The organism is Agrobacterium sp. 719_389, assembly GCF_900188475.1.
GTDB lineage: Bacteria > Pseudomonadota > Alphaproteobacteria > Rhizobiales > Rhizobiaceae > Agrobacterium > Agrobacterium radiobacter.
Window position 1 is genome coordinate 103,277 of record NZ_FYEM01000011.1, and the last position, 18,464, is coordinate 121,740.

Sequence of the window (18,464 nt, forward strand, 5' to 3'; positions counted from 1 at the left end):
GCGTCATAAAAAGCTAGAGAATTTTTGCGTTTCGAAGAAAAGCCAAAATTCTCTAGAAACGTTGCGGCGAAAATGCCCCTGTATCGATGGCGGGCTTTTGCCCCGTCAGAAGATCGGCGACGATGCGGGCTGTGCCTGCCGATTGCGTCAGCCCCAGATGCCCGTGGCCGAAAGCATAAACCACCCGCGCCGTGTGCCGCGTTTCGCCGATGGCCGGCAGGCTGTCCGGCAGCGACGGGCGGAAACCCATCCACTGCTTGCCGCCCTCGGTTTTCAGGCCCGGCAGGAAGGTTTTCGCCTTGGCCAGAAGCGCCTCGGAACGGGCGAAATTGGCCGGAAGCTCAAGCCCGCCCAACTCAACCGCGCCGCCGACGCGAATGCCGGAGGAAAGCCGCGTGACGACGAAACCGTGGCCGCCGAATGTCACCTGCGTGCGCAGATCGAAAGCCCCGGACGGCAATGTGGTATTATACCCCCGTTCGGTTTCCAGCGGAATTTTTTCCCCGAGTGAACGGGCGATGCGGTGCGAAAAGGCGCCCGCCGCCAGCACCACCTTGCCCGCCTTGCGGGTGCGCCCGTCATGGCTCACCACCTCGACACCGTCTTCAAGCGGTCTGAGCGCGGCGATATCGAGGCGTTCGATACGCCCGCCGATGCTGCGAAAATGCTCGGCCAACGCCAGCGTATAAAGCTTGGGATCGGCAATGGAATACCATCCGGGCGTGAACGTGCCGCAGGTGAAACGCGGCGCGATGCCGGGCTGTATCTCGGCCATCTGTTCGGCATTGAGATGCCGGAATTCGATACCGTGCCGCTCGCGCGCCTTCCAGCCGGGAAGCGAACTTTCGAACTCCGCATCGCTTTCATAGACCTGGAGGTTACCCTCCTTGCGCAGCATGGCTGTTGTCCCGGTCTTTTTCAGGAACGGCTCCAGCTCGGCCTTCGACAGATCCATCAGCGCCGTCTGGGCGGCGGTGGAATGTTCCACCTTCGATGCCGCACAGGCCCGCCAGAACCGGAACATCCACGGCGCGATCTTCAGCGCATAGGAAGGCGGCACGCTGAGCGGACCAAGCGGATCAAGCAGCCATTTTGGTGCTTTCCAGAGAATGCCGGGCGATGCCAGCGGCAGGATATCGGTGAAGGCGAAGGCGCCGGCATTGCCGGCGGACGCGCCCGCCGCCGGCCCCTCGCGGTCTATGACCGTGACCGAGAGGCCGCGGCCCTGAGCGGCGATTGCCGCCGAGAGGCCGACGACGCCGGCCCCAATGACGATGACATCGTTTGCAGGCATTACCGCACGCTCGACAGGAATTTCTGCGTCTCGGCATGCTGCGGCGCGCCGAAAAGCTGATCCGGCGTGCCGATTTCCGCCATCACGCCCTGATGGAAGAAGGCGACGCGGTTCGACACATCGCGGGCGAAGGCCATTTCATGGGTGACGCAGATCATCGTCATGCCCTCATCCGCCAGCATCTTCAGCGTATCGAGCACTTCGCCCACCAGCATCGGGTCGAGCGCGGAGGTGACTTCGTCGAACAGCATATATTCCGGCGACATGGCAAGCGCGCGGGCAATCGCCATACGCTGCTGCTGGCCGCCGGACATGCGGTTCGGATAGACCTTCAGCTTTTCGGCAAGCCCCACATGGGTCAATTGCTTGACGGCGATTTCCTCCGCCTTCTCCTTGGAAATACCCAGCACCTTGCGCGGCGCGAGCATGACGTTTTCCAGCACCGTCAGATGCGGAAAGGCGTTCCATTGCTGGAAAACGATGCCGACCTTGCGGCGCAGCTTGTTGAGGTCAGTCGATTTGGCGTGCACCTCGGTGCCGTCGATGACGATCTTGCCGCTGTCGATCGGCTCAAGGCCGTTGATGCAGGTGAGCAGCGTCGACTTGCCGGAACCGGAGCCGCCGATGATGGTGACGACCTCGCCCTTGTTGACGGTCAGGTTGATCCCTTTCAGAACCTCCAGCGGGCCGAAGGATTTGCGGACGTTTTCGATCTCAATCATTGGGGGACCACCGTCTTTCGAGATACCCGCCGAAACGGGCGATGGGGAAGCTGATAAGGAAGTAGATGGCGCCGCAGATCATCAGGATGGTCAGCGGTTCCTGCAGGCGGGTGACGAGTATCTGCGAGGCGCGCAGAAGCTCGATGAGGCCGAGCCACAGCACCAGCGCCGAATCCTTCATGACGCCGAGCGTGAGCCCGATCCACGAGGGCAGCGACACGCGGGTGGCAAGCGGCAGCACGATATAACGCATGTCCTGCGACCAGGTCATGCCGAGCGACCGGCAGGCGCGCCGCGTATTCGACGGCACCGCACCGATGCCGCCGCGCACGATCTCGGTGCAATAAGCCGCCGTATAAAGCGACAGCACCACGCAGGAGGTGGTGAATGGCGGCCAGCCGAGCTTGGCGATCGACTGGAAGGCATTGCCGAGCACCAGCTGGATGAGCAGCGGCACGGAGCGGAAAATATCCAGAATGAAAGTCAGCGGCAGCGACCAATAGGGGCCGAACTGGAAACGGATGATGCCGAAGATGATCCCCATGAGGGTGCCTGCCGTGACGGCGACGGCGGTGACAGCAAGCGTCATGCCGGCACCCTTGGCCAGGAAGGCGAGATCACTCCAGGTGAGAGCGGTTTCAAACATGGCTCACCTCTCTCAATAACGGAACAGACGCGCAGCCAGCAATCGGGCGGCGAGCGTGACGATCTTGGCGATCACGTAATAGATGACCGCGGCGAGTGCGAAGAATTCGAAGGTGCGGAACGAGCGCGCATTGAGTGCCTGCGTGACGCCGGCAAGGTCCGTATTCATGCCGACAGTGACACCGAGCGAGGTCATCAGGATCGCCCAGACCATCTGGTTGGTGGCGGGCAGGAAGGCGACGCGCAGCATCTGCGGCATGATGATGAGCCGGAAGGTCTGCATCGAGGTCATGCCGAGCGAACGGCCGGAGCGTGTCTGCGTGTCGGGGATGGCTTTCAGCGCGCCGCGGAAATTCTCCGCGAGATAACCGGCATTGTTAAAGGCGATGCCGACCAGAAGCGCCGTATAGGGGCTGAGGTGAATGCCGAAATTGCCAAGCCCGAAATGGGCCATGTAGATCTGGAACAGCGCCGGCGTGTTGCGGGCAACCTCCACCCAGATGGAGGCGAGTGCGCTTAGAATTCGGTTACCGGAAAGCCGGAACAGCGTCAGCACGATGGCGAAGGCAAGACCGATCACCATCGAGAGAATGGCAATCTGCAGCGTCACCACCGCACCGTCCAGAAGCTGCGGCAGAGCCTTCAGCGCCTGATTCCAGTGGAATGTATAGTTGAACATTAAGTGTCCCGCCTTTTCAGAAACGATCAACGGCGCGGTCATCTTGACCGCGCCGTTTACGAAAAGTCCTGATCAGCGATAAACGCCGTTGACGGTGAGCGAGGGAACTTCGCCGCCAACCCATTTTTCGTAGAGTTCGGCGTAACGGCCAGTGCGAACCTGCTGGTTGATGAAGAGGTTCAGGTAGTTGATCAAGCCGTATTCATCGCGGTTGGTGAAGAGCGCGACATAGTCGATGTCGTAAGGCGCCTTGCCGACCACGGAGATGCCGGCGAACTTGCCGCCCTTGACGTTGGACTGCGCAACCGTCGAGGTGGAAACGGTGGCGTCGATCTGGCCCTGGCTGAGCGCGAGGAACACATCGGCCTGCGTCTGGTACGGACGGAATTCGCCGACGCCCCATTCCTTGACCGATTTTTCAAGCGCGATGGCTTCGAACGTGCCGGCGGTTGCACCGACGGTCTTGCCCTTCATGTCTTCAAAGGACTTGATACCGGACTTGTCGTTGGCGGTAACGGCCATTTCGAAGGCGAAGTAAGGCACCGTCATGCCGACCGTCTTGGCACGTTCCAGCGTATCGGAGGTGGAAGCAACGCCGACATCGACGCGACCGGACATCAGGGCCGGAATACGCTCGGGGAAAGGCGTTTCGACGATTTCAGCCGTGACGCCGAGCGCCTTGGCGAGATCGTTGCAATAATCGACATCGAAACCAACAGGATTGTTGGCGTCATCACGCGCGCCCATGGGCGGGAAATCGAGCACGACAGCGCAACGCAGCGTGCCGGACGAAATGATGTCGTCAAGTTTGTCGGCCTTGGCCGGAGTAATAGCGAAAGTGGCGGCCAGCAGGCCGGCGACGATGACCGATTTTTTCATTCTTTATTTGCTCCCACAATTGGTCTGCCCTTGAAGGCGCGGTCACTATTTCCCCACGGGAGCGATAAATCAACATAAAAATACAAGGAGTATACAAAAAGAATTTTTTGCATGTGCGAACAATCGGGATTTTGTCAGGCAAGCTTTATGGAAAACGGTGCAGGAAAATGTGGAGCGATGCAGAAAGGCCCAACGCCCCTCATTCCTGTGCTTGTCACAGGAATCCAGTCGGCACGCGCCGGCGGAACGGGAAGAGTCTTTTCAGCCCAAAGACTTGGGCTGGCTGGATTCCTGTGGCAAGCACAGGAATGAGGGCGCGGGAAACGTCGTGGAAAACCGGGAGCTTTGCGCCTAGCGCTTTGATCTGCGCTCTCATAACACTTCACTGAAAAGACGAGTTGCAATAACATCACCTTTGTATACTTTATGTATTCAAAATGTGCGAGCCCGACATCGGAGGATTATGATGAGCGACACCACCACCTTGACCATTGGAGAGCTTTCGGCCCGGGTCGAAGCAATTTTTCGCAAGGCCGGTCTCAATGCCGTCCAGTCCGGAGCGATCGCACGCGTCATCACGGCCGGTGAGAGGGACGCCTGCAAATCCCATGGCATTTACCGCATCGAGGGTGCGCTCCGCACCGTCAAGGCGCGCAAGGTGAAGCCCGATGCAATCCCGGAAGTGGCCGAAGATGACGGCACGGCGATCGTGAAGGTCAACGCCAATGGCGGATTTGCCAACCCCGCTTTCGAGCTTGGCCTGCCTGTTCTGGTCGAGCGGGCAAAACGCTCCGGCATCGCAGCCCTCGTCATCAATGACTGCACGCATTTCTCGGCGCTCTGGCCGGAAGTCGAGGGCCTTACCTCGAATGGTCTTGCCGGGCTGGTGATGTGCCCGAGCTATTCCACCGTCGCGCCCACCGGCGGCGTCAAGCCGCTGCTCGGCACCAACCCCTTTGCCTTTGGCTGGCCGCGCAGGGACACTTCCCCTTACGTCTTCGACTTTGCGACATCGGTTGCGGCGCGCGGTGAAATAGAGTTGCATCGGCGCGCGGGAAAATCCCTGCCGGAAGGCTGGGCTCTGGATGCCGACGGCAAGCCGACGACCGACCCCGAGGCGGCCCTTGCCGGCTCCATGCTGCCCTTTGGCGGCCACAAGGGGTCGGCCATCGGCACGATGATCGAACTTCTCGCCGGCATCATGATCGGCGACCTGACCAGCCCCGAAGCGCTCGAATTTCTCGGCACCACCACGCTTGCCCCGACCCATGGTGAATTGATCATCGCCTTTTCGCCGGAAGCCTTTGCCAAGGGCCGCCCGGGCGATCCCTTTCAGCGGGCTGAAGTGCTGTTCGACGCTATCATCGGCCAGGGCGCCCGCCTGCCCTCCGGCCGCCGTTTTGCCGCCCGCGCCAAATCGGAAAATGAAGGCATTACGCTGACCGCTGCTGAAATGGGCAGCCTCGACCGGCTGCTTGAGAAGGGACTGGACGCGGTTTCCTGACCGTGTCGGAGAACAATATACATAATGCCCGCGGCCCGGTGCAGAGTTGACGGCGGAATCCGCAAACCTCTCCTCCGTCATCCTCGGGCTTGTCCCGAGGATCTGCAACGTATTGATTTTATTCACCGTGATTAGATCCTCGGCACAAGGCCGGGGATGACGCCGAGAGAATATCCACTCTTCATCACCAACTTCGTGGGGATTGTAGCCAGCAGAAAATTTAAACCGGACAGCCGTGGGACAAGTTCGGGGATGACGTCGAAGCCAAGAAACGCTCAAACCTCATAAATACAAAAAGGCCCGCATTTGCGGGCCTTTTGTTTTCACGTCAGCGACTGCTCAGGCCGCCTTGCAGGCCTGCACTGCGCCCGGAAGCTTGCTCCAGTCGGCGTACCAGCTGTTGAACAGCTTGAACTGCGCCTCGACATAACCGCGCTGGCTGTCCGTCAGGGCGTCGGTCTCGTTGAAGTGCAGCGTGTATTCCTTGTCGCCCTTCAGCACCATCATGTGCTTGAAATAGAGAACCAGATCCGGGCCCTCATCGAAGGACGAGAGAACGGCGAGCGCCTGTTCCAGTTCCAGCGCGCGGGCGCGGGCATCCGCATCACCCTTGGCGGCGGCCTGCGAAAGCTTGCAGAGGTGAATGACTTCCTTCGGCAGAACGTTGCCGATGCCGGTGATGGCGCCGGTTGCGCCGCAATTGACGAAGCCGTGGAAAACGGCGGTATCGACGCCGATCATCAGGGTCACGTCGTCATCGCGGCTGGTGATGTTCTCAGCGGCGTAACGCATATCCGCCGGGCCGCCGAATTCCTTGAAGCCGACGAGGTTCTTGTGTTCGGCGCGCAGCGCGAAGAAGAGATCGGCGCGGGTGGCGAAGCCATAATAGGGGCTGTTGTAGATGACGGCCGGAATTTCAGGTGCGGCCGCGAGGATGGCCTTGAAGTGAGCCTTCTGGGCGGAGATGACCGAACCACGCGACAGGACGCGCGGAATGACCATCAGGCCCTTGGCGCCGACCTTCTGGGCGTGGGCGGCATGGGCAACGGCAGATGCGGTGTTGACCGCACCCGTGCCGACGATGACGGGAATGCCGGCTTTCACGAGACGCTCCACGCCTTCCATACGCTGCTCATCCGTCAGGAGCGGCCAGTCGCCCATGGAGCCGCAATAGACCACCGCCGACATGCCATCGGCGATCAGTTCCTTGCCCTTGCGGACAAGCGCATCGAAATCAGGGGTGCGGTCATCCTTGCAAGGGGTCATCAAGGCGGGAATCACGCCGGAAAAAATGCTGGCCGTCATTACTAGCTCCTAAGGGACATGTTTTTCGGGAATGGACGCACGTCCGCGCCACCCTTTCGACAGGGACATTACTATCTTGTATTTTATTTGTCGACAAGAAATCGACAAGCTACAGATTTATTTCCAGCCGTTCGTTTCGCACCAGCAGTTTCTGCACCTGCCGCACGATCTGTTCGGCGTGCTCCCGCGCCAGCCTTTCGGAAAGAGCGATATCGCGAGCGGCAATCGCCGCGATCATCTCTTCATGATCATCAACGAAACGCTTGGGCAGACGATCATCATAGGACTGGTAATAAAGCCTGAGGATGCGCCGTCCCTCGTCCAAAAGCCGCTTGAACAGGCTGGTGAAATAGGGATTGCGCCCGGCTTCGGCGATGGAGAGGTGAAGGGCGGCGTTGGTGGAAATCATCGCCAGCGCATCCTGCTCTTCGACGGCGATGGCGAATTCCGCATTATGGGCGCGGATTCCGGCCAGATCTTCCGGACGGTGATATTGCGCGGCAAGCTGGGTCGTGACCCGGTACATCAAGACCAGCGCATCGAAATAGGTGTGCATGTTGAGGAAATCGATATTCGACACCATGGTCGAACGGTTCGGCAACGTATCGATCAGCCCCTCGCCCGAAAGCCGCACCAGCGCCTCGCGGATCGGCGTGCGCGACATCTTGAACCGTTCGGCAAGCTGCACCTCATCGATGGGGCTGCCCGGCGGCAGAACCAGATCGAGAATCTCGTCGCGCAGCAGATCATAGACCATCTTCACGCCGGAGCCGCGCTTGCGCTCGGCAGAAGCAATTATATCCGTCATCATCAAATCCCTCTTGTCGACATAAAGAGTACTATTATATTTTTTCGCAATCAACGCCGCGCAGCGCCGTCGCCTCTTCGAATGGTGGAATAATTGTTCAAAAACAACAAAAAGCCGTCGCGAAAATTGCCCGCGACGGCTTTTGATCGTTCAGTTTGTGGCGTGGGCGCTGTTTATACGGCATCGCCGACTAAAGAAGGCGATTTAACCAGGAAGCAAAGAGTAAGCCGCTTGTCTCTTCTCCCCGAGGGGAGAAGTCCGCGGCAGCGGGATGAGGGGGCAAGGGTAGAGATATTCGGAGAGCTAGCCCCCTCATCCGACCCTTCGGGCCACCTTCTCCCCGGCGGGGAGAAGAAACGCCCAGCAATGTCCCACCTCAAGCCAGCCTCAGTTGCGCAGGCCGGTGGCCACGACGGAAATCTTGAAAGCGCCGTCCAGCGTCGGGTCGAAGGAAGCGCCCATCACCACATCGGTCTCCTCGCTGACCGCCTCACGCACCAGCGTCATCGCTTCATCGATCTCGTAAAGCGTCAGGTCATTGCCGCCCGAGATGGAAACAAGCGCGCCGCGTGCTTCCTTCAGCGACGGCTCACCGAGCAGCGGATTGGCGATGGCAGCGGCCGCCGCTTCCGAAGCGCGTTTTTCGCCCTTGGCCTGCGCCGTGCCCATCAGCGCACGGCCGCCATTCTTCATGACATAGCGCACATCGGCGAAATCGAGATTGACGAGGCCTTCGCGCAGGATGAGATCAGTGATGCAGCGCACGCCAAGCGACAGGACCTTGTCGGCCGTCTTCAGCGCATTTTCGAAGGTGGTGCCGGCATCGGCAATGCGCAGCAGGTTCTGGTTGGGGATGACGATGACGGTATCTGCCGTGTTGAGCAGGTTGGCGAAGCCATATTCCGCAGCCCGCATGCGGCGCGCACCCTCGAAGCTGAAGGGGAGCGTCACGACACCGACAGTCAGGATGTTCTTCGCCCGGCAGGCTTCCGCGATGACGGGAGCCGCACCCGTGCCGGTGCCGCCGCCCATGCCGGCGGTGATGAAGCACATGTCGTAACCGCTCAGGTGATCCATGATCTCGTCGAGGGAATCGATCGCCGCCTGACGACCGACCTCGGGATCGGCGCCCGCGCCAAGCCCGCCGGTCAGTTCGGAGCTGAGCTGCACGAGCCGCGGTGCATTGGTCTTCTTCAGCGCCTGCGCATCCGTATTGGCGGCGATGAAATCCACCCCGCCGATGCCCTCGGCAATCATGTTGTTGATCGCATTGCCGCCGCCGCCGCCGACGCCGACGACGGCGATATTTGGCGTGTTGCGGGCAATGGTGGCGCGCGGAGACTGGGTCATCGTGTTATTCTCTTTCTAAACTCATAGGGTCCGGCGCCGTTTTTTGACCGCGGCACGCGAATGATCGGCAAGCTCTCAGCGCTTCCTCCCCGAGAGGGAAAGAGGCTGTAACGCTTTGAATTCTCATGCCGGCCTATCGTCCCATAATGGCGAAAGACCGGCGTTCCAGGGGGCGAAAGATGCTTCACGGCGACGTTCTCCGACCCCTTCCCCGGATGAAAACCGAACCGAATCAACTGCTTCGCTTCCTAGAGGTGATAGCCGAAAAGGCACGCCGTTTACACTCCATTCACTATGTTTATCTCACTTTGGAACGAGTTACGCTGACAAGTGTTTGCTTGCCGACCACGCTGGAGCGGCGGGCGATAAAACGGAACCCGCCCTCCCCGCTCCAGGTTTAGTGGAAGCATCGGATGCCTGGAAAACCGCGCTGCACTTTCGGTCCGATGCTCTGAAGCACACAGAATGGAGACAGGCATATGTTGGCAGACGTCTTGCAGAACGAACCGGGTTTCCGCACGGAACAACCGCGTGTGCTGATCGTGGAAGACGAGTTCCTCATCGCCATGGATATAGAGGATTCCATTTTGCAGGCGGAAGAAGAGGCAGATGTCATCGGCATCGCCAACCGGCTGGAAGAAGCCGTGGCGCTTGGCAGCCGAGCTGATATTGCCTTCGTAGACGTCAATCTTGCCGATGGACAGACCGGCCCGGAAATCGGGCGGCGGCTTTCCGAAGACCATGGCGTGGTGGTGATCTTCATGACGGCGAACCCCGAAGTCGTCGTCAATCTCGGCATCGGCGCCGGCGTGATCGCCAAGCCCGTGCCGCAGGATGCCGTGGAGCAGTGCCTTGCTTATGCCCTTGCCAGACGCGCAGGCACCCATGCCATAACGCCCATCGGCATGATGGCTTTCGACTAAGATAATCCTGAAGATAAAGCGAAGTTTTCGAAAACAAAAAAGCCTGCCGCGGGAGGAGGTGCGGCAGGCTTTTTGAAAAGATGAACAGCGATATGGGAGGAGGAAAACCGCTGTCCCCGGGGCAATCCTTTGGGAGGAGGAGTAGGATCACCCGCATTACCGAAAGGATGTGGGAGGAGGTACATCCGTTTCGATGATTGCAAGATACCATTTTTCTGCGCGTTTGACAGGCACAAGGTTGCAGCACAGATATGCGCTTGGCGCATGGCGATATTCATCGTCGAAAATTCCCGGCGATTGGTTCGCTTCAGTCGTCCTCGGGAGTGGAATGACATCGCTTTACACATAGTCAACGTCATCCTCGGGCTTGACCTGAGGATCCCCACCGGTGGAAAGCAATGGACCCCCGGGTCAAGCCCGAGGATGACGCAGGAGAGGTGTCCAAAACAAAAACGCCCGCAAAGCGGGCGTTTGGGGATTCAACAGCGGCAATATCGTTATGATTACTTGCCGACGGCGGCGCGGGCGACGCTGGTGATCTGGCTGCGATCGATACCGAGATCGTGCAGTTCACGGCTGCTCATACGGCCGAGTTCGTTGATGGTCTGACGATATTTGCGCCAATTGTTGAAGCTGCGTGCTACGTTCATGACATTACCCTTTCTGAGGTTTAGGTGACGTCAGTAACGTTTTCGTCCCGGCGTCCTTTGATGTCCTCTATATGCGCTTTTCGATGACGCATTAACAGGCAGAATAAGGCAATCCACCCATGCACTACACGCACGGGTTCCCCATGAGGGTTTGCGGCGAAAAAGAAACGTGACTGAAATTCAGACAGTTCACCGGGCGTGGGACCGTCCCTGCCGCTCAGAACTTGTAGCGGACGCCGAATACGTTGGCGTTTGTGGCGCCTTTCATATTGCCCAATGTTTTGCCACCACCGGAACGGTGATGAAGACGCCAGAAGAATTCCGTCGAGGAATCCTCGCTGAAGGACACGTTGATTTCCGGCCCCAGATAAAACAGGACATTGGCATTGCCGTCGTCCTTGATTTCCTGTTCGCGCTCGCGGCCCCGCTGCGCATCCGTGACAAGGCTGAGGCCGGCGGTAAAGCTTGGCGTGATGAACAGCCGCTCTCCGAGCCTGATCTGCTCGTAACGCGCAACCGGACCCACCCAGACCTCACCCGTAAAGCCCTTGCCAAATCTGGCAGCGACGCCGATTTCGCCGCCGAGTTTCACATTGCCGATATGGTAGGGATAAAACTGGTAGCCGCCGCCCAGAATGGCGTTGCGCTCATATTCCACAGGAAAGAGGGCTGCACTTTTCAGCATGTCTTCTTTCGTCAGGGCGCCGCCGAAACCGAATATCGCTTCGCTGGTCTCCGACGTCATATCTTCCGACGCGAGAGATGGTGTTGCCGCCAGAGCGATCATGGCTGCCAGTGAAAGACGTGCCGCAATATTCATTTTGCTACTCCTGAACAAAGCCCGCTTACTCAGCCGTCCTCATAGGCATATTCACGGAAGGCGAACATACCGTTACCGAACACAATTAATTCAACTTGCGCGGAAATGGGCAGAACAAGCGGAAAATCCGGCTGTTGTCAGCGCAGGAACCGCCTGAAACGGCGAAGCGCAAAAACGAAGAGCGCGGAGCCGATGGCCAGCAGCGCCAGCAATTGCGGCCAGACCACATCCAGCCCCGCCCCTCTGAACAGCACCGATTGCGCCAGAATGACAAAATGGGTGTTTGGCGCAAGAAGCATGATGTACTGGATGATATCAGGCATGCTTTCACGCGGCGTCATGGCGCCCGAGAGCACCTGCAGCGGCAGCAGGAACAGGATCAGCAACATGCCGAATTGCGGCATGGAACCGGCGACGGTCGCGAGGAATATGCCCATCGAGGTCATGGCGAAGAGTTGCAATGCCGTTCCGAGCAGGAAAAGCGAAAGCGAGCCTTCGATCGGAATGGCGAGCAGCCCCCTGACGACCACGAACAGGGAAAATGCCGAGGCCACCAGCACGACGAGGCCCATGGACCAGACCTTGCTGAGCATGATTTCCAGCGGCGTGACCGGCATGACCAGCAGATGCTCGACCGTGCCGTGCTCCCGCTCGCGAATGAGCGCGGCCCCCGTCAGCACGATCGACAGCATGGTGATGGCGGTGATGATATTGTTGATCGAGCCGAACCAGGACTTGTCCAGCTCCGGGTTGAAACGGGAGCGCAGGGTGAGGTCCACCGGCACCGCAGTCGCACCGCGATAACGGTTGACATATTCCTGAACTTCGCTGGTCACGATGCTCTGCACATAACCGCCGCCGCTGAAGGCCTGGCTCATGCGGGTGGCGTCGATATTGAGCTGGATGGCGGGTTGTTGGCTCGCCATCAGCCGGCGCTGGAAATCCGGAGGGATGTTGAGCGCGAAAGTATCGAGCCCGGCATCCATGCGCTTGTCCATTTCCGCGATGGAAATCTGCTTCGGCGGTGCGAAATAGGGTGGATAAAACGCCGTACTGATGCGGCCGGAAAGCGGTGACTGATCCTCATCGACCATGGCGATGGCGGCATTGTTCAGCGTTTCCGGCAGCGCGCTGGAGCCGGTGTAGATCTGCAGCGTGAAGGCATAGACAATCAGGAGCAGCAGCATGCCGTCACGCGCAAGGCCACGCAGTTCCTTGATGCCGAGCTGGAAGATGTTGGACGAAAACAGCCTCATGACGCCTGTTTCCTCAAAAGTGCGGCACCGGCAATAAGCAGCAGCGGAATGGCGATGATGAGCGGCAGGAACGAGCCGGAAAGCCCGGCGAAATCAAGCCCCTTCGAAAAGGTCCCGCGCGAAATGGTCATGAAATAGGTGGCCGGATAGATGTTGCCGATAAAGGCGCCGGCGCCCTGCAGCGAGGAGACGGGATCGATCATGCCCGAATATTGCGTGGCCGGAATGAGCGTCAGCAGGGCCGTGCCGAAGATCGCTGCGATCTGGCTCTTCATGAAGGATGACATGAGAAGGCCGATGGAGGTGGCGATGATGACGTAGAGCAGCGCTCCCGCCGTATAGGTGAGATAACTTCCGGTGAAAGGCACCTGGAAGACGAACACCGCAAATGCCGTCAGAAGCAGGAAGTTGAGCATGCCGAGGGCGACATAGGGAAGCTGTTTGCCGATCAGGAATTCCAGCCGCGTGGTCGGCGTCACATAGAGATTGACGATGGAGCCAAGCTCCTTTTCCCTGACGACGCTGAGCGCCGCCAGCATGGCGGGAATAAGCATGAGCAGCAGCGGAATGACCGCCGGCACCATGGCGACGAGGCTCTTGACGTCGGGGTTGTAACGATAGCGCGTCTCGATGCTGAAGCTGTTCTGTGTGGCGGCGCTGCCGTAAATCTCGGCGGCCTTCCGCGCAAGCCATGTCTGGTGCATACCCTGCACGTAACCGCGCACCGTCTCGGCGCGCTGCGGCATGGCGCCGTCGATCCAGGCGCCCACCTCCACCGTCTTGCCGCGCAAGACATCCCGGCCAAAGCCGGGGGGAATTTCAATGGCAAGGCTGAGTTCCCCATCACGCATGCGCCGATCCATATCGGCATAGTCGCGGATCGGTTCCTTTTCGATGAAATAACGGGAACCGGCAATATCGAGCACGTAGTCACGGCTGATGGTGGAATCGTCACGGTCCAGCACCGCGAAAGTCAGGTCCTCGACATCGAGATTGATGCCGTATCCGATGACAAACATCAGGATGACGCTGCCGAGCACCGCCAGCGTTCCGCGAATGGGATCACGCTGCAATTCCAGCGCCTCACGGCGGGTATAGCTGAACATGCGCCTGAAATCGAAAAACCTCTTGCGGACGGGGGCGGCATGTTGTGTCGTGGGCACCTCAGCTGCCGGAGCGGACGGTGCCACAGGTTCCGCCTTTTTCACACCCGAGGCATCCTCGAGATAGGCGACAAAAGCCTCTTCAAGCGTTGCGGCATTGCGGCTTTTGGTAATCGCATCAGGCGTATCGCTGATCAGCACCTTGCCGGCATGCATCAGCGAAATACGGTCGCAGCGCTCCGCCTCGTTCATGAAATGGGTGGAGATGAAGATGGTGACATTGTCGTTGCGCGAGAGATCGGCAAGGATTTGCCAGAACCCGTCGCGCGCCACCGGGTCGACACCGGAGGTCGGCTCATCGAGGATGAGAATGTCAGGCGAATGGATCATCGCCACCGCCAGCGACAGCCTCTGCCGGATGCCGAGCGGCAGGTCGTCCGGCAGGGTTTCCATAACCGCGCCGAGATCGAATCGCTCCGCCATTTCGGCGATACGCGGCTGAATGGTGTCTTCCGGCAGCTTGAAGAGTCGGGCGTGAAGATCGAGGTTCTGCCGCACCGTCAGTTCTGAATAAAGCGAGAAGGCCTGGCTCATGTAACCGACGCGGTGGCGGATCGCCATGTCGCTCGCATCCACCTTGTGCCCGAAGAGCTTGGCCTCGCCTTCGCTGGCCGCCAGAAGCCCGGTCAGCATCTTCATGGTGGTGGATTTTCCGCAGCCGTTCGAACCGAGAAAGCCGAAAATCTCGCCGCGCGGAATCTTGAAGCTGACATTGTCGACGGCGGTGAAATCGCCGAAGCGCATGCTGAGATGCGACGCCTCGATGGCGTAATCGCCCTCACCGGTCACCTTGCGCGGCGCGATATGGACCTCGTGGTAACCCTTGCGCTTTTCTTCGGGAAGAAGCGCGATGAAGGCTGCATCGAGATTGGGTGCCGAAGTGCGCTCGAGAAGTTCGGCGGGCGAACCGGTAGCCAGTATTTTGCCGCCATCCATGGCGACCAGCCAGTCGAAACCGGCGGCCTCTTCCATATAGGCCGTGGCGACGATGACGCTCATGCCCGGACGCCCGGCCCGGATGGAATCGATCAATTCCCAGAACTGCCGGCGCGACAAAGGGTCTACGCCTGTGGTCGGCTCATCGAGGATAAGCAGGTCCGGATCGTGGATCAGCGCGCAGCAGAGCCCGAGTTTCTGCTTCATGCCGCCGGAAAGCTTCATTGCGGGGCGATCGGCGAATGGTTCGAGGCCGGTACTCTTCAGCAATTCGGCAATGCGCGCCTGCCGCTCTCTGCTGCCCTGTCCGAACAGCCTGCCGAAAAAGTCGATATTCTCGAAGACGGACAGGGTGGGGTAAAGGTTCTTGCCAAGACCCTGCGGCATATAGGCGATACGCGGGCAGGTATCCTCACGGTGGCGCGGATCGGACATGTCGCCGCCCAGAACCTCCACCTTGCCCTTCTGGATGGCCCGCGCGCCGGAGACGAGCGACAACAGGCTCGACTTGCCGACGCCGTCAGGCCCGATAAGCCCTATCATCCGTCCTGCGGGAATCTCGACCGATATGTCGGCCAGCGCGACGGTGCTTCCGAAGGTCAGCCGCACATCGGTCAATCGCGCGACCGGTGCATGCCTGTCATTCGTTGCGGGAGGCGCGACCATGGTGGCCACCGTCACTTGACGAGATTGCGTTCGAGGTTTTCCGGCCAGGCGGCCTGCGGATCAAGCCGGACATAGGCCATGCCGGGCAGTCCGGTTTTGACATACTGGATATATTTCTGCAGCAGTTCCTGCGGGATTTGCGCCCGCACCCGGAAGGTGAGCTTCTGGCGTTCCTCCTCGGTTTCAACCGTCTTCGGCGTGAACTGCGCGACATCTGCGACGAAGGAAACTTTCGCCGGGATGGTGTATTGCGGTGCCGCATCCAGTATCAGGCGCACATCGGAGCCCATGGACGTGCGGCCAGCCTCTGCCGTCGGCAGGAAGAAGGTCATGTAGACGTCTCCGAGATCGACGAGGTTGAGAACTCGTCCACCGGCGGACAGCACCTCTCCCGGCTGGGCGATCCTATATTGCACGCGGCCGTCGCGGGGCGATTTCAGCGTCGCATCGGCTATGTCAGTCTCAATGCTTTCAATATCGGCCTGCGCCGCATCGACAGCCGCCTCGGCATCAATGATCTGCGCTTTGGCCGCGTTGATTGCCGCATCGGAGGCGGCAAGCGAGGCCTGCGCGGAGGCGAGTGTGGCGCGGGCGGACAGCTCGGCGGCTTCACCGTCGTCGACGATCTGCTGCGAAACGGCATTGCCCGTCAGCAGCTGCTTCGAGCGCGCATAGGTCTTGGAGGCGGAATCAAGCTGGGCCTTGCGCTGTTCCACGATCGCCAGCGCCGAGGTCTTCTCCGCCTCCCGCTGGGCGACAAGGCTGTTGGCCGTATCGATTGCTATTTTCGCACGGCGAAACTGTGCTTCCGCCTGACGCTTCCGCGCTTCCAGCTGGGCGGTGTCCATCTGCGCCAGCACCTGCCCGGCCTTCACGAAATCGCCTTCGCGCACCATGATGTCCTGAAGGCGACCGGCGGTCTTGGTGGAAATGTCGATCTCGACCGCCTCGATCCGACCGTTGCTGGACGCGAAACCGGAAGGCAGCCCCTCCCCCTTCAGCTTCGACCAGGCAAAGTAAGCGGCAACGGCAACAGCCAGAACCACCAGACCAATGAGCAAGCCTTTTTTAGACATCCGTCTTCCCCATGAACCCTTCAGGTTTCAACCGTAATACGCAAAAACCGAAGAAGCCAGCCACCATTGCGTTTAGAATTCGCACCCGACATTTCTTCTGTTTGAGGAAATGGTCCGGGTCATGCGGCTGTTTAAGTGAGGGTGCACTTCGTGGCTTTGACACAAGTCAAGTGCATGAGAGTTTTCGGGCAGCGATTGGAAACGCCATGGGAACCCAGCACCGAAAGTGATGGACAGCATGACAATCCCTCCGTCATGCTCGGGCCTGTCCCGAGCATCTGCTACCCATCAATTTTCGCTACGTGGTTGGATCCTCGGGACGAGCCCGAGGATGACGTCGATATGGAAAGAGGCGTGTCGGTGAACGGCCGCAGACGAAAGCCCGCGACTTCCAATTTACCGCCCCCCCCATTTCACACCGCCCGCGCCCGCTTCACCTCCACCTGCGTCCATTCCGGCAGCCAGTCACGATGCGCGACGAGGAGATCGTCGACCAGCGACCAAATCTGGTCGAGATCGAGTTCCGCCGCCGTATGCGGGTCCATCATCGCGGCATGGAAGATATGCTCGCGATTTTCGCTCATCAGCGCCCGAACCGTCAGTTCCTGCACATTGATGTTGGTGCGCATCAGCGCTGTCAGTTGCGGCGGCAATTCGCCGATGAAGGTCGGCTGTATGCCGTTATGATCGACCAGGCAGGGCACTTCCGCCGCGCAATCAGATGGCAGCGAGGTGATGCAGCCATTGTTGCGCTGGTTGCCGTAGATGACAGAAGGCTCGCCGGTCCAGACCGAGTTGATGATGGAGGAAGCATATTCCTTCGATTGTTTGACCTCGATCTTCTCGGCCGAACGATAGGCCGCCGCCTGCCCTTTCCAGCGCTCGATCTGCTCGATGCAGCGCTTCGGATATTCATCAAGCGGGATGCCGAATTTCTCGATCAGGTCTTCGCGTCCTTCCTTGATGAAATAGGGCGTATATTCGGCAAAATGCTCGGAACTTTCGGTAACGAAATAGCCGAGCCGCGTCAGCATCTCGTAACGCACCTTGTTGGGGCAGCGCGGGTTCCAGCCGGGTTTTGGCGCGCGGCCTTCGCGATAGGCGCGCACGAGATCGGGATAAAGGCTCCTGTAGCTGCCATCTGGCTGGCGATGTTCGAATTCGAGGAAAAACGCCATGTGATTGATGCCGGCCGAACGGTAGCGGATTTCCCCGTATGGGATATCGAGATCATGGGCGAGTTCCATGGCCGTGCCCTGAACCGAATGGCAAAGACCCACCTGCCGGATCGTCGGGTACTTCTCGGCAATCGCCCAGGTATTGATCGCCATGGGGTTCACATATTGCAGCATGATCGCGTTCGGGCAGACGGCCAGCATGTCCTCGCAGATCTTCCACAGATGCGGCACGGTGCGAAGACCGCGCATGATGCCGCCGACGCCGAGCGTATCGGCAATGGTCTGGCGCAGGCCATATTTGCGCGGCACCTCGAAATCGGTGACCGTGCAGGGCTCGTACCCGCCTATCTGGAAGGCGACGACGACGAAATCCGCGCCGGCAAGCGCCTTTTTCTGGTCGGTGTAGGTCTCGGCCTTCGCCTTTGCCCCCAGCGTCGAAATCAGCTTGTTGACGACGATGGCGCTTTCTTCCAGCCTTTCACGGTTAATATCCATGAGTGCGATGGTGGCGCCCGAAAGGGCCGGACGCTGCAGCACGTCGCCGACGATGTTCTTCATGAACACCGTTGAGCCTGCGCCGATAAATGTGATCTTGGGATCTCTTGCCATG

The 18,464-nt window shown here is 59.5% G+C and carries 17 protein-coding genes; 2 read left to right on the forward strand and 15 right to left on the reverse strand.

Annotated features, from left to right (window positions below):
- Positions 1-52: 52 nt before the first annotated feature.
- From CFB10_RS19630 to CFB10_RS19650, 5 genes are all read right to left on the reverse strand, one after another.
- Complete coding sequence (locus CFB10_RS19630) at positions 53-1,294, reverse strand: FAD-binding oxidoreductase (protein WP_020009846.1); 1,242 nt, start codon at positions 1,292-1,294, stop codon at positions 53-55.
- On the reverse strand, positions 1,294-2,016 hold the full coding sequence (locus tag CFB10_RS19635; RefSeq protein WP_020009845.1) for an amino acid ABC transporter ATP-binding protein: 723 nt from the start codon (positions 2,014-2,016) through the stop codon (positions 1,294-1,296). The genes CFB10_RS19630 and CFB10_RS19635 overlap by 1 nt, the downstream gene beginning before the upstream one ends.
- Positions 2,009-2,662: an amino acid ABC transporter permease gene (locus CFB10_RS19640; RefSeq protein ID WP_020009844.1), complete on the reverse strand. Its 654-nt coding sequence runs from the start codon at positions 2,660-2,662 to the stop codon at positions 2,009-2,011. The genes CFB10_RS19635 and CFB10_RS19640 overlap by 8 nt, the downstream gene beginning before the upstream one ends.
- A gap of 12 nt (positions 2,663-2,674) precedes the next feature.
- Positions 2,675-3,340, reverse strand: coding sequence for an amino acid ABC transporter permease (locus CFB10_RS19645; protein ID WP_020009843.1), 666 nt, complete (start codon positions 3,338-3,340; stop codon positions 2,675-2,677).
- A 72-nt stretch (positions 3,341-3,412) separates the two neighbouring features.
- Positions 3,413-4,219 (reverse strand): transporter substrate-binding domain-containing protein, encoded by an 807-nt coding sequence (locus tag CFB10_RS19650; protein WP_020009842.1) that lies wholly within the window; start codon positions 4,217-4,219, stop codon positions 3,413-3,415.
- Between the two features lie 466 nt (positions 4,220-4,685).
- On the opposite strand from CFB10_RS19650, the gene CFB10_RS19665 reads away from it, so the two are divergent.
- Entirely contained in the window at positions 4,686-5,723 is a 1,038-nt protein-coding gene (locus CFB10_RS19665) for an Ldh family oxidoreductase (RefSeq protein WP_026363533.1), read from the forward strand.
- A gap of 339 nt (positions 5,724-6,062) precedes the next feature.
- On the opposite strand, the gene CFB10_RS19670 is transcribed toward CFB10_RS19665, so the two are convergent.
- The 3 genes from CFB10_RS19670 to ftsZ form a co-directional block, all read right to left on the reverse strand.
- Positions 6,063-7,028, reverse strand: a complete 966-nt coding sequence (locus CFB10_RS19670) for a dihydrodipicolinate synthase family protein (protein WP_003505652.1) — start codon at positions 7,026-7,028, stop codon at positions 6,063-6,065.
- A 109-nt stretch (positions 7,029-7,137) separates the two neighbouring features.
- Entirely contained in the window at positions 7,138-7,836 is a 699-nt protein-coding gene (locus CFB10_RS19675) for a GntR family transcriptional regulator (RefSeq protein ID WP_003505651.1), read from the reverse strand.
- Positions 7,837-8,223: 387 nt separating this feature from the next.
- The gene (gene ftsZ, locus CFB10_RS19680) at positions 8,224-9,186 is read right to left on the reverse strand and encodes a cell division protein FtsZ (protein ID WP_003521714.1); all 963 of its coding nucleotides are present in this window, start codon (positions 9,184-9,186) and stop codon (positions 8,224-8,226) included.
- Between the two features lie 479 nt (positions 9,187-9,665).
- On the opposite strand from ftsZ, the gene CFB10_RS19685 reads away from it, so the two are divergent.
- Entirely contained in the window at positions 9,666-10,109 is a 444-nt protein-coding gene (locus CFB10_RS19685) for a response regulator (RefSeq protein ID WP_020009838.1), read from the forward strand.
- On the opposite strand, the gene CFB10_RS23840 is transcribed toward CFB10_RS19685, so the two are convergent.
- The 7 genes from CFB10_RS23840 to CFB10_RS19715 form a co-directional block, all read right to left on the reverse strand.
- Positions 10,106-10,387 carry a hypothetical protein gene (locus CFB10_RS23840; RefSeq protein WP_141097737.1) on the reverse strand — a complete coding sequence of 94 codons (282 nt, stop codon included), beginning with the start codon at positions 10,385-10,387 and terminating at the stop codon, positions 10,106-10,108. The genes CFB10_RS19685 and CFB10_RS23840 overlap by 4 nt on opposite strands.
- Positions 10,388-10,612: 225 nt before the next feature.
- Complete coding sequence (locus CFB10_RS19690; protein WP_003505647.1) at positions 10,613-10,759, reverse strand: DUF1127 domain-containing protein; 147 nt, start codon at positions 10,757-10,759, stop codon at positions 10,613-10,615.
- Positions 10,760-10,976: 217 nt separating this feature from the next.
- Positions 10,977-11,579: a hypothetical protein gene (locus CFB10_RS19695; protein ID WP_020009837.1), complete on the reverse strand. Its 603-nt coding sequence runs from the start codon at positions 11,577-11,579 to the stop codon at positions 10,977-10,979.
- Between the two features lie 137 nt (positions 11,580-11,716).
- Positions 11,717-12,835: an ABC transporter permease gene (locus CFB10_RS19700; RefSeq protein WP_020009836.1), complete on the reverse strand. Its 1,119-nt coding sequence runs from the start codon at positions 12,833-12,835 to the stop codon at positions 11,717-11,719.
- Positions 12,832-15,600, reverse strand: coding sequence for a ribosome-associated ATPase/putative transporter RbbA (gene rbbA / locus CFB10_RS19705; protein ID WP_081629490.1), 2,769 nt, complete (start codon positions 15,598-15,600; stop codon positions 12,832-12,834). The genes CFB10_RS19700 and rbbA overlap by 4 nt, the downstream gene beginning before the upstream one ends.
- 11 nt (positions 15,601-15,611) lie before the next feature.
- On the reverse strand, positions 15,612-16,676 hold the full coding sequence (locus CFB10_RS19710) for an HlyD family secretion protein (protein ID WP_020009834.1): 1,065 nt from the start codon (positions 16,674-16,676) through the stop codon (positions 15,612-15,614).
- Positions 16,677-17,089: 413 nt separating this feature from the next.
- On the reverse strand, positions 17,090-18,463 hold the full coding sequence (locus CFB10_RS19715; protein WP_020009833.1) for an alpha-glucosidase/alpha-galactosidase: 1,374 nt from the start codon (positions 18,461-18,463) through the stop codon (positions 17,090-17,092).
- Position 18,464: the final 1 nt, after the last annotated feature.

Excerpts from the sequence above, each read along its gene's own strand:
- CFB10_RS19630 (WP_020009846.1), bottom strand. The coding sequence starts at position 1,294 with ATGCCTGCAAACGATGTCATCGTCATTGGGGCCGGCGTCGTCGGCCTC.
- CFB10_RS19635 (WP_020009845.1), bottom strand. The coding sequence starts at position 2,016 with ATGATTGAGATCGAAAACGTCCGCAAATCCTTCGGCCCGCTGGAGGTT.
- CFB10_RS19640 (WP_020009844.1), bottom strand. The coding sequence starts at position 2,662 with ATGTTTGAAACCGCTCTCACCTGGAGTGATCTCGCCTTCCTGGCCAAG.
- CFB10_RS19645 (WP_020009843.1), bottom strand. The coding sequence starts at position 3,340 with ATGTTCAACTATACATTCCACTGGAATCAGGCGCTGAAGGCTCTGCCG.
- CFB10_RS19650 (WP_020009842.1), bottom strand. The coding sequence starts at position 4,219 with ATGAAAAAATCGGTCATCGTCGCCGGCCTGCTGGCCGCCACTTTCGCT.
- CFB10_RS19665 (WP_026363533.1), top strand. The coding sequence starts at position 4,686 with ATGAGCGACACCACCACCTTGACCATTGGAGAGCTTTCGGCCCGGGTC.
- CFB10_RS19670 (WP_003505652.1), bottom strand. The coding sequence starts at position 7,028 with ATGACGGCCAGCATTTTTTCCGGCGTGATTCCCGCCTTGATGACCCCT.
- CFB10_RS19675 (WP_003505651.1), bottom strand. The coding sequence starts at position 7,836 with ATGACGGATATAATTGCTTCTGCCGAGCGCAAGCGCGGCTCCGGCGTG.
- ftsZ (WP_003521714.1), bottom strand. The coding sequence starts at position 9,186 with ATGACCCAGTCTCCGCGCGCCACCATTGCCCGCAACACGCCAAATATC.
- CFB10_RS19685 (WP_020009838.1), top strand. The coding sequence starts at position 9,666 with ATGTTGGCAGACGTCTTGCAGAACGAACCGGGTTTCCGCACGGAACAA.
- CFB10_RS23840 (WP_141097737.1), bottom strand. The coding sequence starts at position 10,387 with ATGAATATCGCCATGCGCCAAGCGCATATCTGTGCTGCAACCTTGTGC.
- CFB10_RS19690 (WP_003505647.1), bottom strand. The coding sequence starts at position 10,759 with ATGAACGTAGCACGCAGCTTCAACAATTGGCGCAAATATCGTCAGACC.
- CFB10_RS19695 (WP_020009837.1), bottom strand. The coding sequence starts at position 11,579 with ATGAATATTGCGGCACGTCTTTCACTGGCAGCCATGATCGCTCTGGCG.
- CFB10_RS19700 (WP_020009836.1), bottom strand. The coding sequence starts at position 12,835 with ATGAGGCTGTTTTCGTCCAACATCTTCCAGCTCGGCATCAAGGAACTG.
- rbbA (WP_081629490.1), bottom strand. The coding sequence starts at position 15,600 with ATGGTCGCGCCTCCCGCAACGAATGACAGGCATGCACCGGTCGCGCGA.
- CFB10_RS19710 (WP_020009834.1), bottom strand. The coding sequence starts at position 16,676 with ATGTCTAAAAAAGGCTTGCTCATTGGTCTGGTGGTTCTGGCTGTTGCC.
- CFB10_RS19715 (WP_020009833.1), bottom strand. The coding sequence starts at position 18,463 with ATGGCAAGAGATCCCAAGATCACATTTATCGGCGCAGGCTCAACGGTG.